Raw genomic sequence first — 5,323 nt, 5'->3', positions numbered from 1 at the left:
GGGGGGGCCGCGCCCGTGCCCCACCGGGGGGGGGGCGGGGGGGGGGGCCGCCCCCCCCGGGGGGGGGGGGGGGGCGGGGCCGGGGGGGGGGGGCGGGGGGGGGGGCCCGGCGGGGGGGGCCCCCCCCCGGGGGGGCCCCCCACGTCTCGGTTCGGGTTCCGCGGAGCCGAGGGTCCCGGCCGGGAGTGGGCTTGCCCGGAGTGGGCTTGCGGGGGTGGGCTTGCCGAGGGTGGGCTGGGTACCCGCTTCGGTGAGTGACTCATTGAGGGGATGACTTCCATGCTGCTCATCGGCCTGCTCCTCCTCGCGGCTACGGCCGCCTTCACCGGCCTGGCCATCGCCGGCAACCTGTCCGGCGGCCCGCGGTATCCGGTCTCGGTGCTCGGCAACCACGTCGCCACCATGAACACGCTCGAAGCCTTCAGCGCCGGTCTCGCCCTCGCCCTGCTCTTCTGCCTGGGCGCGAGTCTCATGGCCGGTGCCGCGACGCACCACCGGCACGCGCACCGGGCCCCGCGCCGCTACGGCGGCCGGGACACCGGCACGCTGAACGAGCCCACGGGCCGGGACGGCCGCTGACCCGCACGGCCGGTTCCGATGGTGGGCGCGTGCGCGCCCGCGGGGAAGACGTGTGCCCGCGCCGCGGCGGGTGCTCCCGTGGGCACCCGCCGCGGCGCCGTCAGTCCTCGCGTCGCCTGCGCCGCAGCAGGTGGCGCACGATCAGTGCGACGACGAGGACCCCGAGGACGACGAGTACGTACACCTCGTAGCGGCGGACCTCGTCGTAGACGGTGCCGATGTGCGTGCCCGCGGCGTAGGCGAGGGACACCCACAGGCCGACCCACAGTGCCGCGCCGAGCGCGTTGAAGGCGAGGAAGCGGAGCCAGTGCATGCCCGTGGTGCCGGCGATGATGCCGTTGGCCTGGCGAAGTCCCTCGACGAACCGGGCCACCACGACGATCTTGCCGCCGTGCCGGCCGAAGAACTGCTCGGCCTTCGCGAACCGTTCCGGCGTCAGGAAGATGTACCGGCCCCAACGGTGCACGAAGGCACGTCCGCCGAAGTGGCCGACGAGATAGCCGATGTTGTCTCCGACGACGGCCGCGGCGAACGCGATCAGGGCCACGGCCACGACGTCGAGCTGCCCGGCCCCGGCGTACACCCCGGCCGCGATCAGGATCGTCTCGCCCGGCGCGGGGACGCCGAAGTCCTCCACGAAGACCACGCCCCCGACGGCCCAGTAGCCGTAGTGGCTGAGCAGCGGTGCCAGGTGCGCCAGCGGACCCGGAAGCGGAGGGGCCATGTCCACACCGTACGACGCCGGGCCGACGGTCACCGGCAGGCACGGCAACGCGCCGCCGCACACGTGCCGGACCGTCCCCCACGCACCGCGCGGGACGCTGCCCGACGGCCTCACCCCGGTAGCGCCGAACCCTCCGACCGCGCCGTAGGGGGATATGGCGGGGTCACGGCGCCAGGAAGCGGTCGGTGATCGCCTGGTTGTAGCGGGCGAACAGGCCGGCGATCGCACGGCGGTCCTCCTCGGACCAGTCGGCCAGCATCTCCGCGGTGCCGGTACGACGCCGCCGGCAGACCGCATCCATCGCGTCCCGGCCTTCCGCAGTCGGCGCCACGATGGTGCGGCGGCGGTCGTCGGCGGCCGTGCGGGTGACGAACCCCACCTTCGCCATGGCGGCCACCTGACGGGCGACCGTCGACGCGTCCAGCCCCAGCTCGGTCGCCAGGGTCACGATGTCCGACGGGCCCACCACGTCGAGCGCGCGCAGCAGCAGGTAGCCGGCCCGGTCGACCTCTTGGTAGAAGTCCGAGCGCCGCCGGATCAGTTCCAGGTTGCGTACCAGCATCGCGGTCTGGAACTCGATCACGTCGATCGACTTCCAACCCTCCGAGTCAATTCGTTCGCTGATCACACAACCGTCCTCATCGCCGTCGGCCCTACGCATGTATCTTACACGTGATTACAGGTACGATACATCTATTGACGGGTGCCTCTGCGGTGAGCTGCACACACATAACTCCCGGTGCCGGGACGACCGGATGGGCCACGCGCCTGGCCGGACGGCTGGCGGCCGTCGATCCGGGCCTCGCCCGCGATCGCCTCGGCGAAGGTCGACTACAACCCCCAGCCGTCCGACAACATCAAGGACGCAGGGGGCGCGCCGCTTTGGCCACTTCGCCCGTTCGGGCCGCTCCGACCGGCTCTGCGGGCGGAGGCAAGGCTGACGCTCGGTCAGCACAGCGGCACCCTGCTGGAGGAACTGGCCCAGCTGGTGCAGGAACACCCGCACCACGAGCGCATCGCCCTGTTACGCATGGGGGTGCTGTACCGCTCTGGGCGGCGGAGCGAGGCCCTGAGTGTCTACGAGGAGACCAGAGCCCGGCTGGCCGCCGATCTCGGGCTGGACCCCGGTCCCGACCTACGGCGCGCGCAGGAGATGATCCTGCTGGCAGACGGGATGCCGGAGGAATGGCCGCGCCGCCTGTTCGGTGCCCGGTGGCGGGAGACGGTCACCGTGTCTGCGGAGCGGAGCGGACACCGGACGACAGCCGGCGCGGCACCGCCCGTCCCGTTCGTCCCGCCCTCGGCCGCGGGGTTCACCGGCCGGGAAGCCGAACTGCACCGGATCCTGGAACTGTCGCAAGGCGCCCGGCACTCCGTCTCCGCGGTCGCGATCGTGGGCGCCGCTGGCCATGGCAAGACGGCACTCGCCCTGGAGTGGGCCCGCCGACATCATGGCCGCTACCCGGGCGGGCTGGAGATCGTCGACCTGCAGGGTTACTCGGCCCGCCGCGTCCTCTCCCCGACCGAGGTCCTGCGTACCCTGCTGACCTGGCGCGGGATGTCCCCCGAACGGATACCCCACGGTATGGCCGAGTTGACATCGCTCTACCACAGCGAACTGGCGGGCAGTCCGAGTCTGCTCGTCCTCGACAACGCTGTCTCCGCGCAGCAGGCGCTGGCCTTATTGCCCCCTGCTCCCGGTTCCCTCGCCCTGGTCACGAGCCGCAACCGGCTCAGCAACCTGCTGATGACGGCCGGCGTGGGGATGATTCAACTCGGCCCGCTGCCGCCCGTCGACGCTCACCAGTTGCTCCGGCACGTCGTCGGTGCCGACCGTACCGAGGCGGAGCCCGAGGCCACGGCGGAGCTCGCCGCGCTGTGCGGGCATTCCCCACTCGCGCTGCGCATCGCGGCGGCCAACATGGTGATGCACCCCCGGTGCCGGATCGCAGACCATGCCCAGGCGCTGCGGACCGACAACCGCCTGGGATGTCTGGCGATCACCGGTGACCGGGGATCGTCGGTGGGGTCCTCACTCGCCCTGTCCGTTCGCCGGCTCGGGCACGAGGCACAAGTGCTCTTCCGCGCCCTCGGATCGTTGTCCGCTCCGGTGGCCGACCGGTCGGCGTTGGAGCGGCTGACGGGTCTGCCCCGGGCACGGGTGTCGGACCTGCTCGACCTCCTCTTCGCGGAGCACCTGGTGCATGTCGACGGAGCGGGCCGCTTCCACCTGGACGAACTGACCTGGCAGTACGCGCGGCTCCTCGCCATGGACGACACTCACACGGCCACTGGCATCCGGACCGGGCAGCCTGAAAAAGCACATCAATCATCTAGTCCGCGCGGTGGACTTTGACGGAGGGCTTGATGGTTCGGGAGTCCAGCACGCAGGCCGACGGCTCCGCGCTCCTGCCCTCGGCTTCGCGGACCAGGCGTCGCAGCAGGCCGCTGAGCTGCTCGAAGACGCCGTCCTGTTGCCACTTGGCGAAGTACCCGTAGGTCGTGCGGCGCCGTGGCCGGGCCCGTCAGCGGACAAAAGGAGGCGCTCGGGGGCGTGTGGGAGCAGACAAAGGAGTCGGAACGAAACGGCTCCAAGGTGTCACGTGCGGGTCGACTGACCCGGCAGGCCCTGCAACCCCAGCGCTGCAGGGCTCCGGAAACGACACCAACTCAGACGGAGACAGGACCAACGCTCAGTTGGCGGCTGTCGCAGTGGATGGCGTATCGGCTGGGGCGCAGCTCACACATGGGGGGTGCGGGCACCGCAGCAGTTGCTGTCGATGTCCTCATCGCTGACGTTGGTGGGGTGCGGAAGGGTGCTGGGCGCCAGCGCGCGGGACGTGAGGGGGACGGAGTCGCCGTCGATATGAATGGTGACATCGGTGGTGATGAGGTCCACATGGATGTCGGTGTAGTAGTCCACGACGTCTAGGAGCTGGCCGTGCTGGCCGAATCCGAGGTGGATGCCGGGATGACGCTCGTTGATGTGGGAATTCATGCCGACGAAGTCGTCGATGCCGGTGTTCGTGCCGAAACCGAGTTCACCGACGTGGTTTCCGTGGTCGACCTGGACGCAGCGTTCGAAGAGCTTGGCGATCTTCTCGTCCTCGCAAGAGTAGGAGACGACGTTGCTGTCCTTGAGGTCGACGGTGAGCGGGTTCTCCCCCAGGCGTGCATCGAGTTGGACGGCCTTGTTGACGTTGAATGCTCCGTCGGCCACGAGGCGGCCGGTGACCGAGGCCGGGTAGGTGGCAACCTCGCCGGCGGGGAGGATGACGAAGTGGCCGGGTCGCCAGACGCCGCGGTTGCTCAGCCAGCGGTAGCGGTCGTTGTCCAGGGTGATTTCGAGTTCGCTGCCGGAGCTGGTGGTAACCGCGAGGTGCTTGGCGGCGAGGAAGCGGTGGAGCAAGCCGGCGTTGATGGCGCTGAGTTCCGCGGGCGTGGGGCCAAGGGCAAGGCGGAAGAAGTCCCAGCTGCCGTTGATGATGCGGATTGGCAGGACCTGGTCGCTGTAGACGTCGACCTCGTGGCGCAGGATGGGGGCGTGCGACATGGTGTCGCGTTCGATGGTGATGATGACCAGGCGGCCGGTCAGGCTGTCACGGGAGGGCAGGGCGGCCTTGAGGCGCTCACGGAAGCCGGGGTCCTCGATGGGGGCCATGCCGAGTGCCGTGGTGGCCACCCCTCGGTCACGGGCGGCGAGAATGAGAAGAGACGCTTGTTCCCGGCAGTCCGGGGTGTAGATGACCAGCAGGGTGTCGGTGGGGGTGAGCTGGGCGTAGCCGTCGAACAGAGTGTCAACTCCCTTCAAGACGCTGGCGTCGATGGTTGTCTCGACAGGTGCGGTCGTCACGCATGACTCCGTGGGCTCGGGGTGTGTGGTGGGTCCCGGGGGTGGGGGGGGGGGGGGCCCCCCCCCCCCCCCCGGACCCCCCCCCCCCAACCGCCCGGGGGGCGCAGGCCCCCACCCCCCCCCCTGTGTCGAGCACCCAAATAACCCCCCCCGACACCCCCACCCCC

Annotated in this window: 5 protein-coding genes and 1 pseudogene; 2 read left to right on the top strand and 4 right to left on the bottom strand. The window is 70.6% G+C overall.

The genetic code is table 11. The features are described from left to right. The first annotated feature begins 279 nt into the window (after nt 1–279). Nucleotides 280–579: a hypothetical protein gene (locus ACIHCX_RS14805; RefSeq protein WP_400029354.1), complete on the top strand. Its 300-nt coding sequence runs from the start codon at nt 280–282 to the stop codon at nt 577–579. A 100-nt stretch (nt 580–679) separates the two neighbouring features. On the opposite strand, the gene ACIHCX_RS14800 is transcribed toward ACIHCX_RS14805, so the two are convergent. Continuing rightward, entirely contained in the window at nt 680–1,303 is a 624-nt protein-coding gene (locus tag ACIHCX_RS14800; RefSeq protein WP_400029353.1) for a DedA family protein, read from the bottom strand. A gap of 163 nt (nt 1,304–1,466) precedes the next feature. Further along, entirely contained in the window at nt 1,467–1,931 is a 465-nt protein-coding gene (locus ACIHCX_RS14795; RefSeq protein WP_400029352.1) for a MarR family winged helix-turn-helix transcriptional regulator, read from the bottom strand. Between the two features lie 111 nt (nt 1,932–2,042). Between ACIHCX_RS14795 and ACIHCX_RS14790 the strand changes: the two genes are divergently transcribed. Beyond that, the gene (locus tag ACIHCX_RS14790; RefSeq protein WP_400029351.1) at nt 2,043–3,659 is read left to right on the top strand and encodes a BTAD domain-containing putative transcriptional regulator; all 1,617 of its coding nucleotides are present in this window, start codon (nt 2,043–2,045) and stop codon (nt 3,657–3,659) included. On the opposite strand, the pseudogene ACIHCX_RS14785 reads toward ACIHCX_RS14790, so the two are convergent. Together ACIHCX_RS14785 and ACIHCX_RS14780 are read right to left on the bottom strand one after the other, a co-directional pair. Next, a pseudogene (locus tag ACIHCX_RS14785) lies at nt 3,643–3,819 on the bottom strand (transposase); the annotation flags it as partial. The gene ACIHCX_RS14790 and the pseudogene ACIHCX_RS14785 overlap by 17 nt on opposite strands. Nucleotides 3,820–4,043: 224 nt before the next feature. Next, nucleotides 4,044–5,156 carry a hypothetical protein gene (locus tag ACIHCX_RS14780; protein ID WP_400029350.1) on the bottom strand — a complete coding sequence of 371 codons (1,113 nt, stop codon included), beginning with the start codon at nt 5,154–5,156 and terminating at the stop codon, nt 4,044–4,046. Nucleotides 5,157–5,323 lie beyond the last annotated feature (167 nt).

It is taken from the genome of Streptomyces sp. NPDC052043 (assembly GCF_044548235.1).
In the GTDB taxonomy this organism is placed as follows: Bacteria; Actinomycetota; Actinomycetes; order Streptomycetales; family Streptomycetaceae; genus Streptomyces.
Note: the sequence above shows the minus strand (reverse complement) of the source record. Positions and strands in the feature narration are given on the sequence as shown.

Excerpts from the sequence above, each read along its gene's own strand:
- ACIHCX_RS14805 (WP_400029354.1), top strand. The coding sequence starts at position 280 with ATGCTGCTCATCGGCCTGCTCCTCCTCGCGGCTACGGCCGCCTTCACC.
- ACIHCX_RS14800 (WP_400029353.1), bottom strand. The coding sequence starts at position 1,303 with ATGGCCCCTCCGCTTCCGGGTCCGCTGGCGCACCTGGCACCGCTGCTC.